This is a genomic window from Denitratisoma oestradiolicum (assembly GCF_902813185.1).
Lineage (GTDB): Bacteria > Pseudomonadota > Gammaproteobacteria > Burkholderiales > Rhodocyclaceae > Denitratisoma > Denitratisoma oestradiolicum.
This window is the reverse complement of the sequence record NZ_LR778301.1, coordinates 134,604-156,841: the sequence shown is the minus strand read 5'-3', so window position 1 is coordinate 156,841 and position 22,238 is coordinate 134,604. Positions and strand designations below refer to the sequence as shown.

The 22,238-nt window shown below is 63.7% G+C and carries 15 protein-coding genes and 2 riboswitches; of the genes, 3 read left to right on the top strand and 12 right to left on the bottom strand.

Translation table 11 applies throughout. The features are described 5' to 3' along the window. Positions 1 to 9: 9 nt before the first annotated feature. The 8 genes from DENOEST_RS00895 to DENOEST_RS00860 all read right to left on the bottom strand — a co-directional run bounded on the left by DENOEST_RS00895 (position 10) and on the right by DENOEST_RS00860 (position 11,368). Positions 10 to 888, bottom strand: coding sequence for a TIGR03619 family F420-dependent LLM class oxidoreductase (locus tag DENOEST_RS00895; RefSeq protein ID WP_145770151.1), 879 nt, complete (start codon positions 886 to 888; stop codon positions 10 to 12). A gap of 79 nt (positions 889 to 967) precedes the next feature. Next, on the bottom strand, positions 968 to 1,543 hold the full coding sequence (locus DENOEST_RS00890; RefSeq protein ID WP_145770152.1) for a TMEM165/GDT1 family protein: 576 nt from the start codon (positions 1,541 to 1,543) through the stop codon (positions 968 to 970). A 10-nt stretch (positions 1,544 to 1,553) separates the two neighbouring features. Then, positions 1,554 to 1,722, bottom strand: a riboswitch (yybP-ykoY riboswitch). Positions 1,723 to 1,734: 12 nt separating this feature from the next. Beyond that, positions 1,735 to 2,880 carry an NAD(P)/FAD-dependent oxidoreductase gene (locus tag DENOEST_RS00885; RefSeq protein WP_145770153.1) on the bottom strand — a complete coding sequence of 382 codons (1,146 nt, stop codon included), beginning with the start codon at positions 2,878 to 2,880 and terminating at the stop codon, positions 1,735 to 1,737. 15 nt (positions 2,881 to 2,895) lie between these two features. Beyond that, entirely contained in the window at positions 2,896 to 3,060 is a 165-nt protein-coding gene (locus tag DENOEST_RS00880; protein WP_145770154.1) for a rubredoxin, read from the bottom strand. 37 nt (positions 3,061 to 3,097) lie between these two features. Next, on the bottom strand, positions 3,098 to 3,568 hold the full coding sequence (locus tag DENOEST_RS00875) for a rubrerythrin family protein (RefSeq protein WP_145770155.1): 471 nt from the start codon (positions 3,566 to 3,568) through the stop codon (positions 3,098 to 3,100). Positions 3,569 to 3,681: 113 nt separating this feature from the next. Further along, positions 3,682 to 4,599, bottom strand: a complete 918-nt coding sequence (locus tag DENOEST_RS00870) for a hydrogen peroxide-inducible genes activator (RefSeq protein ID WP_145770156.1) — start codon at positions 4,597 to 4,599, stop codon at positions 3,682 to 3,684. 196 nt (positions 4,600 to 4,795) lie between these two features. After that, a complete protein-coding gene (locus DENOEST_RS00865) occupies positions 4,796 to 6,727 on the bottom strand; it encodes a ShlB/FhaC/HecB family hemolysin secretion/activation protein (RefSeq protein ID WP_170228149.1) in 1,932 nt (643 codons plus the stop codon). A gap of 168 nt (positions 6,728 to 6,895) precedes the next feature. Continuing rightward, entirely contained in the window at positions 6,896 to 11,368 is a 4,473-nt protein-coding gene (locus DENOEST_RS00860; RefSeq protein WP_170228150.1) for a two-partner secretion domain-containing protein, read from the bottom strand. Between the two features lie 231 nt (positions 11,369 to 11,599). Between DENOEST_RS00860 and DENOEST_RS00855 the strand changes: the two genes are divergently transcribed. Then, entirely contained in the window at positions 11,600 to 13,093 is a 1,494-nt protein-coding gene (locus tag DENOEST_RS00855; RefSeq protein ID WP_145770159.1) for a bifunctional aminoglycoside phosphotransferase/ATP-binding protein, read from the top strand. A gap of 355 nt (positions 13,094 to 13,448) precedes the next feature. On the opposite strand, the gene DENOEST_RS00850 is transcribed toward DENOEST_RS00855, so the two are convergent. The 4 genes from DENOEST_RS00850 to DENOEST_RS00835 form a co-directional block, all read right to left on the bottom strand. Continuing rightward, positions 13,449 to 15,857: a sensor domain-containing diguanylate cyclase gene (locus DENOEST_RS00850; protein WP_145770160.1), complete on the bottom strand. Its 2,409-nt coding sequence runs from the start codon at positions 15,855 to 15,857 to the stop codon at positions 13,449 to 13,451. A 121-nt stretch (positions 15,858 to 15,978) separates the two neighbouring features. After that, a complete protein-coding gene (gene phnE / locus DENOEST_RS20040) occupies positions 15,979 to 17,697 on the bottom strand; it encodes a phosphonate ABC transporter, permease protein PhnE (RefSeq protein WP_232096406.1) in 1,719 nt (572 codons plus the stop codon). A 27-nt stretch (positions 17,698 to 17,724) separates the two neighbouring features. Further along, positions 17,725 to 18,546, bottom strand: coding sequence for a phosphonate ABC transporter ATP-binding protein (locus DENOEST_RS00840; protein WP_145770161.1), 822 nt, complete (start codon positions 18,544 to 18,546; stop codon positions 17,725 to 17,727). A 170-nt stretch (positions 18,547 to 18,716) separates the two neighbouring features. Next, positions 18,717 to 19,586 (bottom strand): putative selenate ABC transporter substrate-binding protein, encoded by an 870-nt coding sequence (locus DENOEST_RS00835; protein WP_145770162.1) that lies wholly within the window; start codon positions 19,584 to 19,586, stop codon positions 18,717 to 18,719. A gap of 246 nt (positions 19,587 to 19,832) precedes the next feature. Next, a riboswitch (cyclic di-GMP riboswitch) is annotated at positions 19,833 to 19,918 on the top strand. 72 nt (positions 19,919 to 19,990) lie between these two features. Between DENOEST_RS00835 and DENOEST_RS00830 the strand changes: the two genes are divergently transcribed. Both DENOEST_RS00830 and DENOEST_RS00825 read left to right on the top strand, forming a co-directional pair. Then, entirely contained in the window at positions 19,991 to 20,404 is a 414-nt protein-coding gene (locus tag DENOEST_RS00830; RefSeq protein ID WP_170228151.1) for a tetratricopeptide repeat protein, read from the top strand. A gap of 79 nt (positions 20,405 to 20,483) precedes the next feature. Continuing rightward, entirely contained in the window at positions 20,484 to 21,839 is a 1,356-nt protein-coding gene (locus DENOEST_RS00825; RefSeq protein WP_170228152.1) for a sensor domain-containing protein, read from the top strand. Positions 21,840 to 22,238: the final 399 nt, after the last annotated feature.

Genomic DNA, 22,238 nt, shown 5'->3' with positions numbered 1-22,238 from the left:
ATTCGTGAATCACGCCCTGCACTTGTGGATCACGTTTTCCGCGTAGCCATTCAGTTCCGCGAGCATCGATTCCAGGGTCCGGTTGTCCGGCCCGCCCGCATAGGTATTGCGGAACGCGACCACCACCTCGGTCACCCCCAGGTCCTCCAGGCGCCGTATTCCATCCAGCGTATAGGCATCCACCCCACCAGCCTGGATATGGAAGGGCAGATGGCTGCGGCCACACTCCTGGCGCAAGACATTGAGTTTGCCGATCATGGCGGTCAGGTCTTCCAGGGTGCTGCCGGCACTGATCCAGCCGTCGCCCAGCCGGGCGGCCCGCTTGAGGGCGACGTCGGCATGACCGCCGACCAGAATGGGGATGGGCTGGGTGGGCACCGGACACATCTTCACCGGCGCGAACTGATAGAACTCCCCCTGGTAGCCGAAATAGTCGCCCCCCATGAGGCCGCGGATGATGTGGATCATCTCGTCCAGTCGCTTGCCCCGGCCTTCCCAGGGTTGGCCACAAATGTCGAAATCCTCCTTCCAAGGACTGATGCCGGCGCCGAGCATGAAGCGGTTGTTGGTCATCACCGCAATGCTGGTCAGGGACTTGGCCACCAGCACCGGATTGCGTATCGGCAGCTTCATCACCGAAGTGGAAAACTTCAACTTGGTGGTCACCCCAGCCATCCAGGGCACGGCGCTGAAGGGTTCCAGGAAGGGTACGCCGTCAAGGAACTCCCGGGAGCCATCGGCGTTGTAGGGATACTTGGTATCCGCCTGCTGGGGATAGAAGATGCTGTCGGGCAGGGTGAAGGAATCATAGCCGGCGGCCTCGGCGGCCTTGGCCAGTTCCAGATAGAAGGCCGGGTTGCACATGCCGGCGTGGTAGGCAAACTGCATTGTGTTTCTCCTCTTTGAATTATCTTTTGCGAGATACGGCCTCTGGAAAATCTGGGCCATTACGTGCCATCTTACCCCGTCAAAACCCCAGGCTCTCACCGGCACCCAGCAGGGTGGCGGCACCGAGCGCCACGAAGATCGCCGCGGCAATGCCGTGGATCAGGCGCACCGGCATGCGCTGGGCGATGCGATCCCCCAGCAGCACGGCGGGCACATTGGCGATCATCATTCCCAGGGTGGTACCGGCGACCACCCAGTAGAAGGACTGATACTGGGCCGCCAGGGCCACGGTGGCGATTTGGGTCTTATCGCCCATTTCGGCGAGGAAGAAAGCCACCAGGGTGGTGCCGAAGACCCCCAGACGGACGAAACGGGCCTCATCTTCCTCGAACTTGTCGGGAATCAGGGTCCACAACCCCATGCCAATGAAGGAAAGCCCCAGCACCCAACGCAGGGCTTGAGGACTAACGAGGGAAGTCACCCAGGCCCCCAGTGCCCCAGCAAAACCATGATTGGCCAGGGTGGCGATCAGTATCCCCAAGACGATGGGCAGGGGCTTGCGGAACTTGGCGGCCAGGATGAAGGCCAGCAACTGGGTCTTGTCGCCGATTTCAGCCAGGGCGACGATGCCGGTGGAGACGAGAAAAGCTTCCATGTGAGACCTCGGGGTCGGGCGGCGGTAAACACAATGACGCGATGCCGCCGCCCAACCCGGGTGTCGACATCGCGTCAAAGGTCTCGCCAAACCTGAGTCGAGCGCACCATGGCCTCAGCCAAGTCTGTTGATGCGTTCCTTTCCTGTGCGGAAAGAGGCTACTCCCCAATGACGGGGGCGAATTCTACACACTAAATCCAGGCTGGCACCTGGGCGGCCAAGGTCTGGCGGGCGCTCACCGTGTCGCCAAGCAGAGCGAAGCCCAGCAAACGGCCCTGGGCATCCTGGTAGCGGGCAGTGACGCCCTCGGCACCGACCTCTTCCTGCCATGTCCCCTCGGCACCCGCCGGCGGCGGGCAAACCACGGTAGGACAGGCGGGAGTCTTCACCACCACCGGCATGGCCGGATAGGTCACCGCTGTCGGATTGCCCGCCAGGGTCTTGGCCAGGGCACGGGCCTGCTGCATGATGGGCAGTACGAAGGGCAGCACCAGTCCCTGGACCTCGGCACAATCCCCCAGGGCATAGATATCGGCCGCCGAGCTGGCCAGCAAGGTGTTCACCTGAATGCCCCGATTCACCGCCAGCCCCGCAGACTGTGCCAGCTCCACGGCAGGCTTGAGGCCCACGGCGGAGACCACCAGATCGGCCTCCACTTCGGCGCCGGTGTTGTCGGTAATCCGATAGCTGCCGGGAACCTTGTCCACCCGCGCCGCGCTGATGCCGAAATGGAACACGATGCCGGCCGTCTCCAGCCGCCGGCGGAAAAAATCCGCGCTCTTGGGCGGCAGCAGCCGGCCCAGAGCCTGGGGTGCCAGATCGAGGACGGTCACCTGGCGCCCGGTGGCGACGATGTCGTTGGCGAATTCGCAGCCGATCAGGCCCGCCCCCAGGATAACGACACGACGGGCACCCTCCAGGCGCTGGCGAAACACGGTGTAGTCATCAAGATGGTTCACCGACAGCACATCGTCCGCCCCATCCCCCGCCAGGGGCAGGCGGATCGGATGGGCCCCCACGGCCAGGACCAGGCGCCCGTAGTCGAGACTGCCGGCCGTGGTGTCGATCCGATGGGCCGCGGCATCGATGGCATGAACCTTCACCCCGGCGTGGATTTCGGCCTTGAGCTGCCCCGCCAGGACTTCCCGGGGCGTTTGCAACAGTTGCTCGGGGTCACGCTTCAGGAGCAGGGCGTTGGAAAGGCTGGGCTTGCTGTAGAAGCCTCCGCCGTCGGCTGTCACCAGCATGAGGGGGAGTCCGGCATCAAGCTTGCGCAACTCCCGCGCCAGGGTTATGGCCGCCTGACCGGCGCCCAGGATCAGCACTGGAGTATTCATCGGCCCCATCCTCCTTCAGATTTCCACCATATCGAAATCCATCTTCGCCACGCCGCATTCGGGGCAGCTCCAGTCGGCGGGCACATCTTCCCAGCGGGTACCGGGAGCGATGCCATGTTCCGGATCGCCCGCCGCCTCATCGTAGGTATAACCGCAAACCACACATTGCCAGACTTTCATGTTCACTCTCCTGTGAGTTGGGGGTTGGGAGCCGGCGTCAGCCGACGATTTTTTTCAGTTGCTCGCGGTAATGTCCCGCATGCCGTTCTTCCACCTTGGCCAGAGCCGCGAAGCGCTTGGCGGCACGCACCAGGGTCTGGGCGAAACGCTCAGCGTGCTCCCGGGATTCGGCAATCTGCTCGTCGATTTCCCGCACCGCATCGGCGCGACCCTCGACTTCGGCGGCATGGCGGAAGCCAGGGTACATCTCGGTGTATTCGTAGGTCTCGCCGGCGATGGCCATTTCCAGGCAACGGGCGGGACTCATGCGATCCGCCGGATAGAGCAGGTCCAGGTGACCGAAGGCATGCATCACCTCCTGGTCGGCGGTTTCCTCGAAAATCCTCGCGGTCGCCTCATCCCCCGCCGCCCGAGAGAGCTTGGCGAAGTAGCGGTACTTGATGTGGGCCATCGATTCGCCGGCGAAGGCGGATTCGAGGTTCTTGATGGTGACTGAATTGCTTTCCATGGCGCGTCTCCTTGTCTCGATTGGTTGAGTACCTTGACGCTTGCCATGCTAGAGCCGGCCCAACGATAAATCCAATGGATAGTTTACATTGTTTGAATAGGCAATGACTATCGCTAGCGGATCGGCCGGGTGCCTGGCAGGCGGGCTGCCAGCAGGGCGCGACGCATGACGTCGATGGCCTGGTAACGGGGAAAGCTGTTGCGCCAGACCAGGCCCACCCGCCGCGTGGGCTGGGGTTCGGCGAAGGGGCGCACCCGCAGCAGGGGGTCCTTGACGGAGATGCCATCCACGGCCGAGGCCGGCATCACCGTGATGCCGACGCCGCTGGCCACCATATGGCGGATGGTTTCCAGGGAGCTGCCCTCGAGAATATGGGGTGAAGCGCCGGCCTGGAGATTGGCGGGAGTACACAGATCCAGCACCTGGTCGCGGAAGCAGTTGCCGGGCCCCAGCATCAGGAGAGCCGCATCCAGCAACTGGGCCGGCACTATGCTCTTGCACTTGACCAAAGGATGGCCCACGGGCAGCAGCACCCGGAACATCTCGTCGTAAACGGGCTGGGCCACCAGCCCCGGCTCCTCCACCGGCAGGGCCAGGATGGCCACGTCCAGTTCCCCGTTCTTGAGCTTTTCCAGCAACCGATAAGTGAAGTTCTCTTCGATGATCAGGGGAATGGCCGGCGCCGATTCGCGCAGCAGGGGCACCAGCCGGGGCAGCAGGTAGGGGCCGATGGTGTAGATGCAGCCCAGGCGCAGAGGCCCAACCAGGGGATCGCGGCCGGCGGTAGCCACCTCCGCCACCCGGGCGCATTCCGCCAGCACCCGCTCGGCCTGGGCCACCACCTGGGTACCGATACCGGTGACCCGGACCTCCTGGGGCGCCCGCTCGAAGAGGATCACGCCCAGTTCCTCCTCCAGTTTCTTCACTGCCACCGAAAGGGTAGGCTGGGAGACCGAGCACTTATCGGCGGCGCGGCCGAAATGGCGCTCCTGGGCGAGGGCGATGATGTAACGCAGTTCAGTGAGGGTCATGAGTTCAGGCAGATCCGATTGAAAGTCCAGCGGGGCGGCTCACGGCAATTTCGGTACCGAAACCGTGGAAAACTTTCCCCACCACGATCAGCCCCGCCTCCCTGCATAGCGGCAGCCATAGAAGCCTGCCAAGGATATGCAGCCTATCCATAGGCACACTCTATCTCAGTCTGCCAACGAAGGGCAGGGTGGCCGATCAGAACATCACATTGCCCTGCAACCAGAGGCGCAAATTGTCGGAGCGATTGTCGCTGTCCCGTCCCTGGGTGTCCCGGGCCGGGTTGCTGCCTATTTTCGAGGCCAGGGTGGCGACAATCTGGCTGCGGGGTGTGGCCGACCACGCCAGGGATGCGCCGATGCCGGAAAGGGCATAGTGGTTGCTCAGGCCCGGTGTCGCTGCGTTCCAATTGGTCCAGGGGCTCTTGTGCAGACTGACCACCCCATGGTCGGCGAACAGGGCGAGACGCCAGTCCCGGTCGAGTTCCCGGCGCCATTCGACGGTAGCCAACCAGCCTTCATCTCCGGTGGCTTCGCCGCTGGGATAGGCGCGAACGCCCTGGAGGCCTCCGAGTACGAATTTCTCCGAGGAATCCAGATTCCTGTCCGACCATTGGCCGGACAGCGCCCCATACAGAGCCGAGTTGCCACTCAGGCGCTGCAAGTGGGAAGCCTGGGCTGTCCACTTGAGGAATCCCCCGTGGGTTCTGGCGGTCAGGGCATCCTGGGCAAGATCCGCCGCCAGATCGGCCAGATCCATACGGCCCGTCACCCACTGCAAGCCATAAGTGGAGTAGGCACCCTGGCCGCTCAGCGCGCTACGATCGCCATTGAGAGCCAGAGTCAGGGTGTCGCTCTGCTTGTCACTGATGTTGGCGCCCAGGGAGCGGTCGACAAAATGACGCTGGGCCATATTGGCCGACAGCGACAGATTGGAGAGCCGGGTCCTTACCAGAGGATAGCTGACATAGGCCGAGACCGCCCTCGCCTGACCGCTCGATTGCAGGGTCTCGGCGGCCGGATCGCAACACAGCGTGAAGCGAGAGTCGATCAGAGCCGCCCCTGCGCGCCAGCCAGCGTTGCCCAGGGGCAGGCTCCAGCCGACCCGAGCGAAACTGCTGCCCTCACTGGCAACTGCACGAATCGTTCCCAGGTCGCCCCGGCCAGAAAGATCGTTGATGAACAATGTCGCGGTCAGTCGGGCAGCGCCAGTGTAGCGATTGCCGCCGTTGTCCAACTCCACGCTGCCCGTATACACCTCCCCCTGGGCCGCTTCCACTACCACACGGGTGGTTCCCGGCGCCTTGCCCGGAACCAGTACGGCACGGGCGCTGGTGGCGGGAAGGTCGTTCAGCAGCAGCAGGCCACGCTCCAGACGCTCCTGCTCCAAAGCCATCCCGGCCGACAGACTGGTGGCCAGGGTGAGGCGCAGCGTGTCCTCGTCAATACGGGTCCCGGGCGCACGCTTGATGTCGATCCCCTCCAGCTTGCCCTCCATGACACGAACTTCAATCACGCCGTCCTTTATTTCCTGGGGTGGCACGTACGCTCGGGCCAGGAACAGCCCCCGGGCCTTGAGCCACTGCTCCAATTTCTCGGCAATCCGATGAAGTCCCTCCAGACTTGTGGGCTGGCCGACATGTTCCGCAAGCAAGGCCTGGGCTTCCGTCTCCGGCAGGGCAGTCAGTCCGTTGAGGCGGAAGGCACGCACGGGAATGGCCTGCCCGGCATCGGACTTGGGTTTCTCCGGTACTGGTGATTCTTGTGAACGGGGGGCAGCCGGACTGGCATCCGGCTTGGGCATCTGCTTCTCTTTCGCCGGGGACTCCGGAGTGGGTGACGTCGACGAACTGCCCCCTGGCGTGGATTTCTCCTTGGTTGGAGACTCCACCGGACGCGGCACAGTCGGGCTGACATCCGACTTGGACTTCTCTTTGGCCGGGGCTTCCTGAGCAGGCGGCTTAGCCGAACTGGTATCCGGTTTAGGCGCTTCCTTGACCACGGCAGGCGGAGGCGGCGGCATGGCTGGGACGGGGGGACGCTCGCGCTGGGTCTCATCCCGCATCAGGGAGCCGGAATCACGAAAAGCCAACTTGGGGGCGGCATCAGGGCGTTGTACCTCCTCTGACACTGAGGCTCCAGCATCTTCATAAGCGTCAAGTTGACTCTGACGACGACGCAGCATTTCTTCACGTATAAAAGCCCCCGCATCGGGAGGAGCAGACCATGCGGGAGTAGCCAGGCAGGCAAGAGCCAGGACACAGACAAGGCGGGTGCGAGTAGTCATGATCGCGGTCTCTCAGTTCTTCGGCATCAACAGATACTCACCACCCTCGCGGTGACCGGCAGAAACGACGGTGCCATATTGAGGTTCCTGGGGAAAGTCCTTGGTCACCGCTTCCCTGATCCTGGCGTGGAGTTGCTGACCGGAAAGATCACCCTTCATCTGCCCCAACATCTGAATCATGTTCCAGGCGAAGATCGAGTGATCTTCATAGCCCTCATCGGAAACAGGTTCCTCTGCCCCGGAAGACATAGCCATCACCGATCTCCGTGTCAGCGCCTGCTCCCGATTGACACCCACCATCTCGGCAACCTTGCCTTCCCTGGTGAGGGTGCCTGAGTAGCAACTATCGGACACCAGCATCACCTGCTTGGCCGGGATGTTGGCCAATCCCCGTGCAATCGTGGTGTTGGATATCCACTTGTCCGGTGTGCTGGCGTCGCCATCCACCGGAATCCAGTAACCCATGTTGTCGCCTTCGTTCAGGTAGCCATGGCCGGCATACATCACCAACACGCTATCCTCCGCCTCGACACCACGGATTACGACATTCATGGCATCAATGATGTCCTTGCGGCTGGCATTCTCCAATACCTTCACTTCGTAACCGAGCTTTTCCCTGAGCTGGGCACCGATGGCCACAACATCGTTGATGGCAGTATCCAGATTGGGAATCGGTGAGCGGTAACGATTGTTGCCAATCAGCAGCGCCACTTTGCGTTTCACTACCGGAGCAAAGTTTTGCTCCACTGCGATCATCATCTCGCTGGACTTGCCTTTTGCGGCGGCAATGCAGAGGCCGCTGCTTTCCCCCTCCCCACAGTTCGGAACATCTGCCGCAGATGGGTCCCTGGCCAGCATTGCCAGGGCATCTCCGAACAATTGGGTGCGAGCCTCATGGGCCTGTCGGCTCATGGCTTGCAGGTCACTACGAGAAAGCACTCCCGCCCGGGTGGGCACAGACTTGCTGGCATCAACAATGAGCTTGGGCGGTGGCGTCCCCGTCGACGCGTCACTGGATGCGGGGAAGTTTCTCATCGTGGCACCGCCGCTACCGGCATCGCCTGCCGATGCCGTGGACACCGTTGTCGTGGTGGACTGCTGGGCCACCGCGGTGGCGTTGGTCGTCGTGGCCGAACTGTTGGAACTGGTCGGCTCCACCACTGGTGTTGGCGTTGGCGTTGGCGTTGGCGTTGGCGTTGGTGTTGGTGTTGGTGTTGGTGTTGGTGTTGGTGTTGGTGTTGGTGTTGGTGTCGGTGTCGGTGTCGGTGTCGGTGTCGGTGTCGGTGTCGGTGTGGCATCCTGGCCGAAGTAGAACACCCGATTCGACGACAGCAGGATATTGCCCTGGATGATCGACGCATCGTAAGACACGGCATCCGGCGTCAGGCCGTTCAGGGTGACCAGGGAAGGCTTCTGAGCCTGCAGAAACCAGTGCTTGCCACTCGGTACTGTGATGGCATTGGTACCCACATTATTGATTAATTGCCCACTGGTCGCCGCAGACTTGATACCCAGCTCCACATGGGGGCGCACACAATTGCTGCTGCATAGAGGGTCTGTCGTGCTGGTGCTGCCGACCGTCACCGCCCCAGTCCCCGTTGCCACCAATGGTGCATCGAGAGTCAGGTTGCCGGCGTAGAGTCCAATATTGTATGCGGTGATGCCACTGACCGTTCCATTCGGCAATGACGACGACACGACAGACAGGGGCTGGGTGTAGTCATTGACGACCCAGAAGGATCCAGTTGCCTTGCCTGCCACACGAGTTACAGCATTCGCCGCGCCGTCAAAGACTATGTTGCCTGGAAGTACGCTGCCACCATCATGGGCGGTGGCTACCAGAATCTGCGCGGTGAGCGATGCGCTCGAAGTTTGGGTGGCGGTGCCGCCGCGAGGTAGTAAATACACCGCATTGTTGACGGATACGGGTGCATTGAAATTAATCCCCCCGCTACCGGAACGAACGGACAGGGCTGTACTGCCTGTGCCGCTGGCGCTCATGCCCTGCCAGGGCATACCGGTACCACTGAAGCTGATCGGCGCATCAATGCTGACGCTGCCGCTATTCGTGCTGAGATCCAGAATGCCCGTCGTCATTTGACCACTGGACAGCCCTGCTGCCACGCTGATGTTTCCGCCTGATGTGTAGAGCGAAAGGTCCCAGTCGATAGCGGTGTGCAGAGTGGAAATCTGGGTCGGACTCAGGCTCAGCACACCCGCCGTGGGGGAGGACTCGATACGAATGGCACGGCTAGCATCGTAGGGCTCTACGATGAGGGAGCCAGCGGTGGCAGTGGTTATCCCGGTCAGCGCCATACTGTTGGCCCGGTAGTCCACCCCAATCTCTGTCGCACTGCCCGCCCCGGAGCCGGAAACCGCAGCCTTGACCGACAGCGTACCCGGAGTCTCCAGGGTCACCGCCTTGCTGCCGGTGATCGGAGCATCAACCGTCAGGTTGGTGGCATTGAGAGTGACGTTGGTGGCGGTAATGCCGTTGTAGGTAGTATCGGGGTTACTGCTCGAAATGACCGAAAGGGCACTGCTGCCGTTGGCAAACCGGAAATCCCCGGTCACGCCGCCAGCAATGCTCCCCACGGCATTGGCGGCAGAGGTAAGGGCAACGCTGCCGCTGCCCATGTTGGTCAGCTGGAAGTTGGCATCGAGTCCGCCGACCATCAGGGCCGGTGAGGTGATCGTGCCACTGCTGTTCTGGGACAGATTGCCTCCGCCGAGCGCAACAATCATGCCGTAATTGGCCGCGATGGGGGCATTCAGAACGGTTCCTCCGCTACCGGAGGCCAACAGCACGGCCTTGCTGCCGGTACCATTCAAATTGATCGCGGAACTGATGGTCACGGTGCCTCCCGACAGCATCAGCACTCCGCTGTCAAACTGGCTGGCGTTCACCGTGGCTGCCACGGTCACCGGATTGGTGTGAGCAGCATCCAGACCACCAATGCGAACCGAGGCCAGGTAGCCCAGTGAAGGATCCGTCGGCGTATGCAGGGTGGCCAGTTCGGTGGGTGTGATGCTGAGCGTGTTGAGGGTGGGCGTGGTTTCGATACGGATGGGCACCGTTGTGCTGTAGGGTGCAATGGCCACGTAACTACCCGAGGTGGTGCTTCCCGTCAGGTCCACATCATTGCTCTGATAAACCACAGCGCCCGCCTGAACATTGCCATCCACGAGAATATCGTTAGGCGCAATGGCCTCCAGCTTGGAACTGCTCCCGGTGGCAGTGACATTGCCGAAGATTTGCACATACCGCTGGGCCTGCAGCGAAAGAGTGGTGTTCGCACTCCAGGAGACGGGATCGCTGACCCAGATATCGCCGTTGCCCGGGGTGCCCTGGGTGGCGGTCTGGATGGTGACATTGGTGCTGTTGAGCTGGCTGGAGAGAGCCGTACCGGAAATGTCGCCGCTGGCGGCAATCAGATAGTCGTTGGGATCGATCAGCCAGGTGCCGGTCTTGCCCAGGGGAGCGACAGTGGTGATGTGGACACCGGACTCTGTTTTGACCTGGGCGCCGGACGTCTCGATGAAACCGCCATCACCGCCATGGGGGGCCGAAGCGTCGAGAGTGCCGCCCACAGTCACGGAACCCGCCAGCAACTTGATGGTGCCCGCCTGCTCGCTGACCGTGGTGGCCCGCACCACGCCTTGATTGTTGATAGCGCCCGCCGTCAAATTGCCAGCCGCGCTGGTGCTCATCAGCACCATGCCTCCGTCGGCCGCAATCAGTTGCCGATTGTCGATCAGGCCATTGACCGCAGCTCTTTCCACCTTGATCTCTATCAGGCGGTCGCCGGCAAAGTCCAGACGCAGATCTTCGCCGCTGGCCAGGGAGACATTGCCCAGATGGGCGCTGATCACCCCTTCGTTTCTTATCTCTGGCGCCATCAGTGCAACGTAGCCGCCATCGGCGGTATCGAGACTGCCCTGGTTGACGATGCTGCCGGCGCCATCCTTGCTAAAAAGGTAGCGGCCGCTGAGGAAGTCGTCATTGCTCAAGCCCAGGCTGGAAGCCGCCAGGCCACCCACATCGACCCGGGCGCCAGGGCCGAACATCACGCCCCCGGGATTGAGCAGCCAGACCTGGCCGTTGGCGGAAAGGCGCCCTTCGATGAAGGACCTCCCTCCATCGGTACCAACCCGGTTCAAGGCAATGGAGGAAGCACCTGGCTGCTGGAAGTGGACCGAGGCGTCACGACCGATGTTGAAACTTTGCCAGTCGATGATGGCACGGCCTGAAGACTGGTCGATGCGCATGGCGTTGCCAGTCTGGCTGATGGCGGCGCTACCGGCGGTGACCACACCGCCGCCGGGCAGGGCATTGGCTGCCAGCTGGGCGAAGGCCGGCAGGGAACACAGGCCTGCGGCGGCCAGCAGCAGTGCAAGAACGCGGGGGCGGGAACGGATGACTTCCTTCCCTTGGAGAGGAGAGGAACGATCACTCGCCCCCGAATTCACGGGTCTTGATTTCATCGCCATTCTCTCCAGGTGAATTTTCAAAATGGGCTGGGTGGATATTCTACCTATGCCCTTATTACTAAAGTTGTTTCTAAAGAACCGATTAGATTGCCCCTTGCGCCATTCCTCAGCAAATTACCCCCGCCACTCCGGGTCGAACGGGGATAGCCGGAGGGAACAGGAAAAGAGCCGGGCCATGGCCCGCAAAGTATTGCCCGGAACCCTGGGGGCATAATGGGAGCCATCATGAGCCTGCCACCCCTGATCGCCGCCCTGCTGAACCCGGCCCGCTATCCTGGCCCGGTGGAGCGGGTGGATCTGGTGGAAACCCATGCCTCCTGGCTGCTACTGGCGGGGGAACGGGCCTACAAGATCAAGAAGCCGGTCACCCTGCCCTTCCTCGACTACGGCAATCTGGAAAAACGCCAAGCCTGCTGTGAAGCAGAGCTGCGCCTCAACCGCCGCTTTGCTCCGGACCTCTATCTGGAAGTGGCCCGCCTCACCGGCAGTATCTCGGACCCGGTCTGGAACGGCACGGGCCCCGTGATCGAACATGCCGTGGTGATGCGCCGTTTCGCCGAGGAAGGGCGCCTGGATCACGTCTGTGACCGGGGCGAACTCACGTATCAGCACATCAGCGGCCTGGCCTCCGCCATGGCAGGCTTCCATGACTTGGCAGCGGCCGCGGCGCCGGACTCGCCCCATGGCACCCCGGTACGGGTGGCCGCCGATTCACTGGAAAACTTCGATGAGCTGCGACACCTGCTGGCACCCCATGACGAGCCCATGCTGTCGGCCCTGGAACACTGGACCCACGACGAACTCCACCGCCGTGAAGACGACTTTACCCGGCGCAAGACCCGGGGCCGGGTGCGTGAATGCCACGGAGACTTGCATCTGGGCAATCTGGTGCTGCTCGGCGAGCAGGTGCTGCCCTTCGACTGCATCGAGTTCAACGAAGGCTTTCGCTGGATCGATGTGGCCAGCGAAATCGCCTTCACCTATGTGGATCTGATCGATCACGGCCAGCCGGGTTTGGCCTGCTGGTTCATCAATGAATGGTTGGCCCACAGCGGTGATTTCGACGCCCTGACGGTACTGCGCTTCTACGCCGTCTACCGGTCCATGGTAAGGGCCAAAGTAGCCGCCCTGCGGGCCGCCCAAAGCGACGGGAATCTGGCGGCAGCACAAGGCTACCTGGCACTGGCCGCACGCCTGAGCACACCCGCAGCGCCTACCCTGACCATCACCTTCGGCCTCTCCGGCAGCGGCAAGAGCCGGGCCTCGCGCCAGCGCCTGCTGACAGACCCGGCGGCCGCCACAGTCCGCCTGCGCTCCGACGTGGAGCGCAAGCGCCTGTTCGGCCTGGGAGCCCTGGACCGGAGCGGCTCGGCCCTGGACAGCGGGCTCTACGACGCTCAGGCCCATGAGCGCACCTATCGACGGCTGGCCGAACTGGCGCGGCAGGTGCTGGGCCAGGGCTGGTCAGTGATCGTCGACGCCGCCTTCCTTAAGCGCAGGGAGCGGGATGAGTTCCATGCCCTGTCCGAAACCTGCACAGTGCCCTTCGCCATCCTGGCTCCGTCGGCCCCGGTAGAGGTGCTGCGGCAGCGGGTGGCTGCCCGCGCCCGCAAGGGACGGGACGCATCCGAGGCCACCCTGGAAGTACTGGAACGACAGTTGGTCAGCCACGAGCCCCTGGAAGCCGACGAACTGCCGTGGGTAAGCGACCCCACATGACCCTACGCGTTACCGTAATGGGGAAAATGAGTTTTCCCGCCGGGCCGCCCTGACCGAAGGAAATCCCTGTGGGACAAGGAAAAACGGCAAGCGGCGCTAGCCGCGACCTCTCGGTGCCGCTACGGAGTGCCCCGTAATATCGAGCGCAGCGAGCCGACTCGAACCCCTCGGAGGGGGCGAAGGGGGGCGAGCCTTTCCATGCTCATCGAAAAGCAGTTTTTCCGCCGGGCCGACCCAAGGAAAAACGGCAAGCGGCGCCAGCCGCAACCTCTCGGTGCCGCTACGGAGTGCCCCGTGATATCGAGCGCAGCGAGCCGACTCGAACCCCCCGGAGGGGGGCGAAGGGGGGCGAGCCTTAAATCACCGCCTCGACCCGATTGCGACCCTGATGCTTGGCCCGATAGAGGGCGGCATCGGCCCGATTGATGACAATATCCAGGGAAGCATCGGCAGCACTGAGCAGGGTCAGTCCGATACTGACGGTGACAGCAATGGTGATTCCCTGGAATTCAGCAGGGTGGCCCTCCAGCCGCCCCCGCAGGCGCTCGGCCGTCTCCCGGGCACCAACCTCGTCGGTGGCGGGCAGCAGGATGCCGAACTCCTCGCCCCCCAGGCGGCCGAAGAGATCCACCTGACGCAGGCTGTCCCGGGACAGGGTGGCGAAATGCCGCAGGACCCCATCTCCGGCGGCATGGCCATGAGTATCATTGACCCGTTTGAAGAAATCCAGGTCCAGCATCAGCAGGGCCGCGCCCTGGTTGAAACGCCTGACCCGGGCCATTTCCTTTTCCGCCTGCTCCAGGAAACAGCGGCGGTTGAGCAAGCCGGTCAGGGAATCGATGGTGGCCAGGCGAATCATTTCCGCCTCGGCCTGGCGGCGCACCTCGATGTTCTGGAACACCGTCACCGCCCCTTCGATGGTCCCCTGTTCCTTCATGGCCGTGGTTGTCAATTCCACCGGGAAACCCTGGCCGTCCTTGCGAATCAGCCAGTCCTCGGTATGGCGGGTCATGCCGTCATGGAGGGTACGGAAGATGGGGCACTCCGCTTCGGGGTAGGCTGTTCCATCCTGCCGCCGGGGATGCAGCAGGGCATGGGAGTCCTGGCCAATAACCTCGGCGCTGCCGTAACCCAGCATCGAAAGGGCTGCCGGATTGATGAAGGTAATCCGCCCCCGCACGTCGAGACCGAAGATGCCTTCCCCGGCCGACATCAGCAGCAGCTCGTTGCGCCGGGAGAGATGCTCCACCTCGCGCCGACTGGCTTCCGCCGCCGCCAATGCGTCACGGCGGGCAGTGATGTCCAGGTGGGTTCCCGCCGCCCGCAGGGGTTGCCCGACGGCGTCCCGCTCCACCACCCGGCCCCGATCCAGCACCCAGACCCAGTGGCCGTCCTTGTGGCGCATGCGGTGTTCCGATTCGTAAGCCGGCGTATCGCCCCGCAGATGGGGCTCCAGGACGGCATTGAGCGCGAGCCAGTCGTCGGGGTGCACCAGGCGGGACCAGGTCTCCAGGTTCCCCTCCAGCTCGTCCGGGCGATAGCCCAGCATCCGTGCCCAGCGTTCGTTGAATTCCACGCGGCTGCTGGGCACATGCCAGTCCCAGGTGCCCAGGTCGGCTCCCTTCAAGGCCAGATCCAGGCTCTGTTCCCTAACCGACACGGCTTCCTTGGCCGCGTCCAGCCGACGCTGCCATTCCTTGCGGAAATATTGCAGCAGCAGCAGGAGTACGGCCTGGGCCACCAGGTAAGCCAGAAAATTGAACCCCCAGTTACGCCAGGCCTTGTTGCGCTCATTGGCAACCTGCCGGCTGATGTCGGACCAGATCAGCACCGATCCTACCGTGGGGCGCTTCAAGTCCAGGGTGCCCAGATAGTCCCGCAGGGGGAAGCGCAACATATGGTAGCTATGGTCCTTCCATTCCAGCAGGCGGGAGCTGAGGCCAGTCTTTTGATCGGGCAGCAGGCCCTGGGTCAGCCAAGCCCGAATTTCTGGACGGGAGGTGATTTCCAGATAGCAGTCGCAGCCGGGAAACTTTTCGCCCGCATTGGGCAGGTTGGTGTTCCAGACCGTCCCCTCCACATGAGTGCTATCCACCGTCACCGCCAGCCCCGCGTCCAGTTGCCGATCCAGCAGGGACAGAATGGGCTCGAAGGAACCGCCGGCTTCCACCGCGCCCACCGTCATGGGGTTCCCGCCGGGGCGGGACAACAGCACGGGAACCACACCTCGCAGTGCGGAATAGAGCCGTCCCGTCTCGAAGCCGGAACGGGGCCGCTGGTCCCGATTGACATCGACAATAATCGGACGCACATCGTCGATGCGATCCCCGAACTTGTCCGGATGGTGCACCCGCAGATAGGACAAGGCACCGGGGGCCAGAAAAAAATGCAACTGGCGCAGACCGAATTGCTGTTGCAGGACACGCCAGGCAGGCTCCACTTCCCGCATCAGGGCCGCCCTCGCCTCGGCACTGCGGGACTGGCCTGGGCCACCCCCTTCGGCCAATACCGCCTCCCGGCCCTGGGCGAACAGCGCCGCCACCCGCGGTGAGTTGGCCACCAGAGCCGCCAGGGTCAATAACTGAAGTTCCTGGTTGGCTGCCGCAATCTGGAAAGCCGCCTGAGCCTGTCGGCCATCGTTCGCCAGATGCTGCTCGAACTCCTGCTGGTCCTTCCCCTGACGGACCAGGGCGATAGACAAAAACGTGGCCGCCAGCAGGACGCTGGAGATCAGAACCAGAAGTGGGTAACGATTCTTTTGCAAGAGCAGGCCTCGCGCCTTTATCCAAAACTTGCCGTCAGAGACAGGCGCCGATCAGCACCATCTCATGCCGTGTCCCCATTCTATGTCACAGCTACAGGCAAAATTGGGGGGCGATATGGGCTCAGAGTCGGCGGCGCAGGGCCGCGCTGGCACCATCCACCATCAGCGAAAGCAGCAGCATGGCGCCGATCACCGTGCTGGCCTGGGCATAGTGGAAGAGTGACAACTCCACGTAGAGCAATTGCCCCAGACCGCCGGCGCCGACGAAGCCCAGGATGGCCGCCATGCGGATATTCATTTCCCAACGATAGAGACTGTAGGCTGCAAGCTGGGGCAGCACCCCGGGCAAGGTGCCATAGAGAAAGGCCAGGAATGAACGGCTTCCCGTCACCGCCAGGGCATCCCGGGGCTGGCGCGGCGTGTTTTCCAGAGCCTCGGCGAACAGACGGCCCAGCACGCCGGTGGTGTGCAGGGCCAGGGCCAGGGTGCCGGCAAAGGGCCCCAGGCCCGCCGCCAGCACCATCAGGGTGGCCCAGACCAGTTCCGGCACCGAACGCAGGGTATTGAGCACAAGGCGAGTGACGCCACGCCACAGTCGGGAGGAAGGCAGGGCCAGGAGCAGACCCAGGGCCATCGCCAGCAGTGTGCCCAGGGCCGAGATGGCGATGGTCTGCAAGGATCCCTGAAAAACTTTGTGGCGCCACTCGGAAGAAAAATCGACGGGAAAGAAGTCGGCGGCAAAGCGCAGCACCTGGGTCAGGGTATCGACGCTGGCCAGGGCCGACAGGCCCAGCTCGAGAAAACGGAAGCTGGCCGCCACCGCCAGCGCCAGGCCCAGCAGCAGGCCCCAGGCCAGGGGCCCCAGGGCCGCCGGACGGCGTCGATCCACGGTTTCCAGTCCCCGCCGCAACAGGGCGGAGAAGCCGTCCGCCGCCAGCACCAGCAACAGGAAGGCCAGCAGGATGGCGGCGGCCTCGCCGCCGTTGAGCATTTTCATGGCCTGGTCCATCAACTGGCCCAGGCCGCCGGCACCGACGAAGCCCATCACCACTGCAGCCCGCAGGGCGCATTCCCAGCGATAGACGGTGTAGGACACCAGCTCCTGGGCCACCCCCGGCAACAGTCCGTAGCCCAGGGCTGCCAGGCGTCCGCCGCCGCTGGCGACGATGGCCCGGGCGGCGCGCCGGTCTCCCGATTCGAGAATCTCGGCATAGACCTTGGCCAGCATGCCGCCATAGGTCAGGGCCAGGGCCAGCACCCCGGCCGCCGGCCCCAGGCCGAAGACCCGCACCAGGGCCAGGGCCCAGACCAGTTCGGGGATACCCCGCAGCACCATGGTCAGGCCCCGCAGGACCTGGCGCAGCAGAATGCCGCCGGGCCGGCGGGGACCGGGCAGCAGGCGGCTCAGGGACAGGGCCTGGGAGATGAGCAGGGACAGGGGCAGGGCCAGCAGCAGGGCCAGGGCGATGCCGGCCGTGGCGATGGCCAGGGTTTCCAGGGTGGCACGGGCCAGCAGGCTCAGAAAGTCCCGATCCGTGGCCGGTGGATAGAAGCCCTGGAGAAAGTTGCCCATCACCCGGAGGTTGCCCGGCTCCAGCAACCGGCCGGGCTGGAACTCGCCGATCCGCCCCAGTTGCCAGAACAGCAGGATGCCCAGGGTCAGGGCCAGCGCACGACCCGGCGCGGCGGGATCACGGCGGAGAGTAGCGACACTTAACGTGAAACGAGGAACAATCTTGTGAAACATCACAAACACCGCCTCGTCATTCCGGCGTAGGCCGGAATCCAGGGGGACGCCGATCTGGACCCCGGCCTGCGCCGGGGTGACGGGTTTCATCATCAGGGGGGGCGCCTACCGCCATGGCCGTTAGCCCCACGCGTGACCTTCGGATAGCCCAGCAGGCCGGGGGTCGCTACGGGGTTCTCGCGCCAGGACCGGCAGGGCCTCCCCTTCGGCGGCATACAGGGCATGGAGCATGGCCTCGCTCACCTGGCCGGCGGGGCAGTCGAAAACGATGCGCCCCTCCCGCAGGCCTACGATGCGGGGGAAATGGGCCAGGGCCAGATCCACCGCATGGAGACTGGCCACCAGCGTGGCCTGGCGCGCCGTGGCGTCGGCGCACAGGACCGCCACCGTCTGCCGCGCCAGGGTCGGGTCCAGGGCCGAGACGGGCTCGTCGGCCAGGATCAGGTCCGGCTGTTGATACAACACCCGGGCCACACCCACCCGCTGCAACTGGCCGCCCGAGATGGCATCGCAACGATCGAAGAGGCGTTCCCCCAGGTCCAGCCGGGCCAGGGCCCCACGGGCGCCGGGAATATCCAGGGGATAGAGCAGGGAGAGCAAGCCCTTCCACAGGGGCCAGCGGCCCAGGCGGCCAGCCAGCACGGCAGTGACCACCCGCTGCCGGGGCGGGATGGGTGGAGACTGATGCACCGTGCCGATGCGGGCACGCAGCCGGCGCAAGGCACCCGGTGTCAGCATCCAGGGATGCTGGTCCAGCAGCGCAAGGCGCCCGGTGCTGGGCGCGAGGGCACTGCCCAGCAGGGCCAGCAGCGTGGTCTTGCCGGCCCCCGAGGGGCCGATCACCGCGACCTGCTCTCCCGGCCGGGCCGTCAGGTCGATATCGACCAGGGCGCGATGGCCGTTGGCGTGGGTCAGGCCCACGCCCTCCAGGCGAAAACTCATGACGGTTTATGTGACCAAACAGCTTTCCCGCCGGGCCGCCCCAAGGGAAAGCGACACGCGCCGGAGGCGCAAACGGCAAGCCCCTGCTACGGAGTTCCCCGTAGCTTCGAGCGCCGCGAGCCGACTCGAACCCCCCGGAGGGGGGCGAAGGGGGGCGAGCGTTTTCATACCTACTTCAACAAACCGGCAGCCTGGGCAGCCTGTTCTATCCCTTCGTAATTTTCCTTTTTGGTCGGGATGAACTTGCTGGCCCGTTGCAGGGCCATGATCTCCTTGTGGGCCGGATTGGCTGGGTCCAGCTTGAGGAAGGCCTCGGTCAGCTTTTTCACCAGCGCCGGGTCCAGGTCGCCGCGCACCGTCCAGTTGTAATCGAAGTAGGGCGGCGTGGTGGCGAACACCCGCACCTTGGCCGTATCCACCTTGCCCTGCTCCACCAGCTTGTCCCAGACCGAGGCGTTGAGTACGCCGGCATCGGCGCGGCCGGCGGCGACAAAGGCCACCGTGGCGTCATGGGCCCCGGAGAAGGCCAGGTTCTTGAAGTCCTTGTCCGCGTTGATCCCCTCCCGGCCCAGGAAGTAGCGGGGCATCAGATGACCCGAGGTGGAGGAAGGTGAACCGAAGACGAAGGTCTTGCCCTTCAGGTCGGCGAAACTCTTGATGCCCTCGCTGGCGGTGATGAAACGGGAGGTGAACTTGGCGTCCTCGGCCCGCTGCGCGATGGGGATCGCTGTACCCTGGGTGCGCCGCTTGGCCTGGATGAAGGTGAAGCCTCCCAGCCAGGCCAGGTCCAGCTTGCCGGTGGCCAGGGATTCAACCACGGCCGCGTAGTCGGAGACCGGAACGAAGCTGACCTTCATGCCGGTCTGTTGCTCCAGGTATTGTCCCAGGGGCACGAACTTGCGTTGCAACTCGGTGGGTGCCTCGTCGGGAATCGCGGAAACCCGCAGCACGTTTTCCGCCGCTAGGGCGGAAAAGGGCAGACCCAGCGCCAGGGCGCAAAGGCCGCCCAGCGCCAGACGGCGCAAGGAACGGTAGTTCATGATGTCTCCCAATCAATCAGCCGCCGCGACGGGGAAGTCGTCACGGCTTAACAACGGCCCCGGACAGCGGGAACCGCGAAAGTAATGCCCAAGCGGTACGCAGACCGCGGGCGGGACTATAGGCGGAGAGCGGGAGGCAAGCAAGGGGCTCAGGTCGTTCGCGGCACAACCGTGAACTACGCCCAGGTCCGACGCAATCGGCGATTGACCCCGCGCCCCGAGGCTGGCTAACTGCGCGGTGTGGAATCGCTTCCACCGCAAACCCGGCGAAAGCCGGTGACGCAAAGCTACAGGGGCTAAGGGGCAGTGTCCCACGCCAGCCAGCTGCCGGTCCCGTCGCCATCGACAGAGCCGCAAACGTCACCCGCATGGCCGGCACTCGTCCACTACCCAGGAGTGTCGTCATGAAATTCACACAGATTGCAAAGTCTTCCCGCCCCCGCCTTTGGATCGGAATATGCGTCGCCCTGGCAGCCGGGCCGACCGGGGCAGCCATGGAGCCTGACACCCTGGATACACCGCTGCGGGTGGCCGATGCAGGCCCGCTCGTACAGATCGATCCAGCCCGCCAGCTCCAGGCCGGGAATGCCGCCTATGCACGGAAGGAGTACACCGAGGCCCTGCGCATATTCCGCAACATCGCCGTCCTGGGGGTGCCGGAGGCGCACTACCGCCTGGGCATCATGTATGCGGAAGGACTGGGCACCCGCAAAAGCGAACGCCAGGCCGAATACTGGCTCAAGCTGGCTTCCCGGAAGAACTATCCCGGGGCCGCCAGTGCCCTCGGAAAATTACGGACATCGAGTCCCGATAGCTAGCCGGCTCCGGCTGCAAGATTGGCAATCAGCCAGCACTACAACTAGGATTCCTGAACCAGAGTCGCAGGGGACCCGGTCCATGGACGACATCGAACAGGATCCGAAAGGCGTTGCCCCAGGCCATCCCGGCATGACTCCGGCGCCGGAGCCTCAGGGGATAGGCGATCGCTTCCTGTTTGATGCCTCGCCCTTCGGCATCTTCGTCATCGACCATACCGGGAGCGTGGTCGATTGCAACCCAATTTTTCTCTCCATCACCGCCCTTCCCCGGGAAAAGCTGATCGGTTTCAATCCGCTGGGTTCGCCGCGGGGGCGCACCACCCTGGGCGCCCATCTGCGTCGGGCACTGGCGGGGGAACCCGTGGATTTCGAAACCCGCCATGCCTTCATTCCGGGCGGCAAAATCCACCAGTGCCGCTACGTTCTGCAACCCATAAAGTCAGGCGGTTCAGAATTCTCGGTACTGGGGCTTGTCGAGGAAATCGGTCGGCGCAAGAAACAGGAACAGGCGGTCCTGAAGGCGACCAAGACCCTGAAGCGACAACTGGCCTCAGAAACCGCCCGCTTTCGCGGCCTGGTGGACCAATCCCTGGCCGGCATCTACATGATTCGCGATGGCCAACTGGTCTATGCCAATCAAATGCTGGCGCAACTCTATGGCGTTCCCTCGGCAGCGGCATTCATCGGTACCAGCGTCTTTGACCTGGTAGCACCGGAATCCCGTGCCACCATGCAGGAATACATGACCCGGCGCCTGACTGGAGATATCAGCGACGCCCGTTACGAATTCATCGGCCTGCGCCCCGATGGCGGACTGCTGGAACTGGAGGCCCATGGCCGGGTGGTGGAGATCGACGGCCAACCCACCATCGTCGGCGTGATCATCGACATCTCGGCACGCAAGGCCCTGGAGCGGGAGCTCAACTATCAGGCCCTGCACGATGACCTGACCTGCCTGCCCAACCGCAAGCTGTTCTTCGACCGAATGAACCAGTTGATCCGGCGAGCGCGTCGGGAGGCCAGCCGGTTCGCGGTGCTCTTCCTGGACCTGGACGGCTTCAAGACCATCAACGACTGCCATGGCCATGGTTCGGGGGACCAGGTGCTGTGCCAGGTGGCTCGGCAGTTGAGTGCATGCCTGCGGGAGTCCGACACGGTAGCGCGGCTGGGGGGCGACGAATTCGCCATTCTGCTGCCCGCCATCAACGGCCCCCCGGACGTGGAACGGGTGACCGATGCCATTCAGGCCCGAATCGCCCTGGCGACGAAGGAACTCGGTATCCCGGAACCCATCTCGGCCAGTATTGGCATCAGCCTCTATCCGGACCAGGGCGAGGATGCCGACCGTCTGCTGGCCCTGGCCGACCAGGCCATGTACCGGGCAAAGAGCCAGGGCCACGGCCTGGTCTGCTTCGCTGGCGCGGGGGAGAAATAAGAGCCTAGGTGATAACGTGAAAAGCGAGCTTTCCCGCAAGGCCGCCCTGACCGAAGGAAATCCCTGTGGGACAAGGGAAAGCGGCACGCGGCGCCAGCCGCAAGCCCTCGGTGCCCCTACGAAGTGCCCCGTAATATCGAGCGCAGCGAGCCGTATCGCCTCCCCCGGAGGGTGGCGAAGGGAGGCGAGCCTTTTCATGGCCATCGAAAAGCAGTTTTTCCGCCGGGCCGGCCCAAGGAAAAACGGCACGCGGCGCCAGCCGCAAGCCCTCGGTGCCCCTACAAAGTGCCCCGTAATATCGAGCAGAGCGAGCCGTATCGAACCCCCCGGAGGGGGGCGAAGGGGGGCGAGCCTTTTCATGGCCATCGAAAAGCAGTTTTTCCGCCGGGCCGGCCCAAG